The organism is uncultured Luteimonas sp., assembly GCF_947492465.1.
Classification (GTDB): Bacteria; Pseudomonadota; Gammaproteobacteria; order Xanthomonadales; family Xanthomonadaceae; genus Luteimonas.
The window spans coordinates 1-3,715 of sequence record NZ_CANLNF010000021.1 but is presented as its reverse complement, the minus strand read 5'-3'; the positions used below and the strand labels follow the sequence as shown (position 1 = coordinate 3,715).

Below are 3,715 nucleotides of genomic sequence, written 5' to 3'. Positions count from 1 at the left end.
ATGGACTCGTCCTTAGTCTCAACGTTGCGCCCCCGGATTTGCCTAAGGGCACCGCCTCAACTCTCTCACCGGGACAACCAACGCCCGGCCTGCCTAACCTTCTCCGTCCCTCCATCGCACTTACGCGAGGTGCTGGAATATTAACCAGCTTCCCATCGACTACGCATTTCTGCCTCGCCTTAGGGGCCGACTCACCCTGCGTCGATTAACGTTGCGCAAGGAAACCTTGGGCTTTCGGCGTGCGGGCTTTTCACCCGCATTATCGTTACTCATGTCAGCATTCGCACTTCCGATACCTCCAGCAGACTTCTCAATCCACCTTCGCAGGCTTACGGAACGCTCCTCTACCGCACATCACAAAGTGATGCACCCCAAGCTTCGGTTCTGTGCTTAGCCCCGTTAAATCTTCCGCGCAGACCGACTCGACCAGTGAGCTATTACGCTTTCTTTAAAGGGTGGCTGCTTCTAAGCCAACCTCCTGGCTGTCTGTGCCTTTCCACATCGTTTCCCACTTAGCACAAAATTTGGGACCTTAGCTGTGGGTCTGGGTTGTTTCCCTTTTCACGACGGACGTTAGCACCCGCCGTGTGTCTCCCATACAGTCCGTCTCGGTATTCGGAGTTTGCAATGGTTTGGTAAGTCGCGATGACCCCCTAGCCATGACAGTGCTCTACCCCCGAGAGGATACATATGAGGCGCTACCTAAATAGCTTTCGAGGAGAACCAGCTATCTCCGGGTTCGATTAGCTTTTCACTCCTAATCACACCTCATCCCCTACCTTTGCAACGGGAGTGGGTTCGGGCCTCCAGTACCTGTTACGGTACCTTCACCCTGGGCATGACTAGATCACCCGGTTTCGGGTCTATTGCCTGCGACTATGCGCCCTTATCAGACTCGGTTTCCCTTCGCCTCCCCTATACGGTTAAGCTCGCCACAGACAATAAGTCGCTGACCCATTATACAAAAGGTACGCAGTCACCCCGAAGGGCTCCTACTGCTTGTACGCACACGGTTTCAGGGTCTATTTCACTCCCTTCACCAGGGTTCTTTTCGCCTTTCCCTCACGGTACTGGTTCACTATCGGTCGGTCAGGAGTATTTAGCCTTGGAGGATGGTCCCCCCATGTTCAGACAGGGTTTCACGTGCCCCGCCCTACTCAATTTCATCTGCGTGGCCCTTTCGCATACAGGGCTGTCACCTTCTATGGCCGGCCTTTCCAGACCGCTTTGCTAGAACCATACAGACTTTTGGGCTGTTCCCCGTTCGCTCGTCACTACTCAGGGAATCTCGGTTGATTTCTTTTCCTACGGTTACTTAGATATTTCAGTTCACCGCGTTCGCCTTGCATGGCTATGTATTCACCATGCAATACTCCTTGCGGAGTGGGTTTCCCCATTCGGACATTGCCGGATCAAAGCTTGTTGCCAGCTCCCCGACACTTTTCGCAGGCTGCCACGTCCTTCATCGCCTCTGACCGCCAAGGCATCCACCGTGTGCGCTTATTCGCTTGACCATATAACCCCAAGTCGCCTCGGGGTTGCAGTGCCTGGAGTTACAAGCTCCAGACGCGAATATTGCAACGACTCAAATAAGGAATCTTTCGATTCCCGCCTTAGCCTCTACGACACGTCTGGACAGTCTTCGTCTCAAACGCTCGCTACTTCCCTTGTTTTCAAAGAACGCGGACCGGCTTCAACGCCGATCCGCTTTCAGATCTTTGTGTGCGCAGACACAATCCGCCTTTACAAACCTGGTGGAGCCTGTCGGGATCGAACCGACGACCCCCTGCTTGCAAAGCAGGTGCTCTCCCAGCTGAGCTAAGGCCCCGTATGAAAACCAGAAATGTGGTTTCCGTCCTGAGCCAAGGCCCGAGTGGTGGGTCTGGGAGGACTCGAACCACCGGCCTCACCCTTATCAGGGGTGCGCTCTAACCACCTGAGCTACAGACCCAGTCTGTTTGTGCGGATTGTGCAGGTTACTTGTGCGGACGTCTGGACAGGCAATTTGCTGTCTTTATGTCTCAAAAGGAGGTGATCCAGCCGCACCTTCCGATACGGCTACCTTGTTACGACTTCACCCCAGTCATCGGCCACACCGTGGCAAGCGCCCTCCTTGCGGTTAGGCTACCTGCTTCTGGTGCAACAAACTCCCATGGTGTGACGGGCGGTGTGTACAAGGCCCGGGAACGTATTCACCGCAGCAATGCTGATCTGCGATTACTAGCGATTCCGACTTCACGGAGTCGAGTTGCAGACTCCGATCCGGACTGAGAGAAGGTTTCTGGGATTGGCTTGCCCTCGCGGGTTCGCAGCCCTCTGTCCTTCCCATTGTAGTACGTGTGTAGCCCTGGCCGTAAGGGCCATGATGACTTGACGTCATCCCCACCTTCCTCCGGTTTGTCACCGGCGGTCTCCTTAGAGTTCCCACCATTACGTGCTGGCAACTAAGGACAAGGGTTGCGCTCGTTGCGGGACTTAACCCAACATCTCACGACACGAGCTGACGACAGCCATGCAGCACCTGTGTTCCGGTTCCCGAAGGCACCCTCCGATCTCTCAGAGGTTCCGGACATGTCAAGGCCAGGTAAGGTTCTTCGCGTTGCATCGAATTAAACCACATACTCCACCGCTTGTGCGGGCCCCCGTCAATTCCTTTGAGTTTCAGTCTTGCGACCGTACTCCCCAGGCGGCGAACTTAACGCGTTAGCTTCGATACTGAGTGCCAAATTGCACCCAACATCCAGTTCGCATCGTTTAGGGCGTGGACTACCAGGGTATCTAATCCTGTTTGCTCCCCACGCTTTCGTGCCTCAGTGTCAGTACTGGTCCAGGTAGTCGCCTTCGCCACGGATGTTCCTCCTGATCTCTACGCATTTCACTGCTACACCAGGAATTCCACTACCCTCTACCGTACTCTAGCCCGCCAGTTTCCAATGCAATTCCCAGGTTGAGCCCAGGGCTTTCACATCAGACTTAACGAACCACCTACGCACGCTTTACGCCCAGTAATTCCGAGTAACGCTTGCACCCTTCGTATTACCGCGGCTGCTGGCACGAAGTTAGCCGGTGCTTATTCTTTGGGTACCGTCATTCTCTCCGAGTATTAATCGGAAAGTTTTCTTTCCCAACAAAAGGGCTTTACAACCCGAAGGCCTTCTTCACCCACGCGGCATGGCTGGATCAGGCTTGCGCCCATTGTCCAATATTCCCCACTGCTGCCTCCCGTAGGAGTCTGGACCGTGTCTCAGTTCCAGTGTGGCTGATCATCCTCTCAGACCAGCTACCGATCGTCGCCTTGGTGGGCCATTACCCCGCCAACTAGCTAATCGGACATCGGCTCATCTATCCGCGCGAGGTCTTGCGATCCCCCGCTTTCTCCCGTAGGACGTATGCGGTATTAGCGTAAGTTTCCCTACGTTATCCCCCACGTATAGGCAGATTCCGATGTATTCCTCACCCGTCCGCCACTCGCCACCCAGAGAGCAAGCTCTCCTGTGCTGCCGTTCGACTTGCATGTGTTAGGCCTGCCGCCAGCGTTCACTCTGAGCCAGGATCAAACTCTTCACTTAAATTTTTCGGCCAGATCCGAAGATCCAACCTAATTGCTTGAGTGCAGTCGTCGTCCCGAGCTCCAAATTACTCGCTTGCATTTGCATGCATTTGAATTGACTTGTTGCTCTGTTACGAACGTCTGCAAGATGGACAACCATCCACC

2 tRNA genes and 2 rRNA genes are annotated in these 3,715 nt (G+C 54.5%); all 4 read right to left on the bottom strand.

What is annotated here, in order from left to right:
- Positions 1–1,514, bottom strand: a 23S ribosomal RNA gene (locus tag Q0863_RS18375); the annotation flags it as partial.
- A 238-nt stretch (positions 1,515–1,752) separates the two neighbouring features.
- Positions 1,753–1,828 (bottom strand) — tRNA-Ala (locus Q0863_RS18370).
- 46 nt (positions 1,829–1,874) lie between these two features.
- Positions 1,875–1,951: transfer RNA gene (locus Q0863_RS18365), tRNA-Ile, on the bottom strand.
- Between the two features lie 73 nt (positions 1,952–2,024).
- Positions 2,025–3,569: ribosomal RNA gene (locus Q0863_RS18360) — 16S ribosomal RNA — on the bottom strand.
- Positions 3,570–3,715 lie beyond the last annotated feature (146 nt).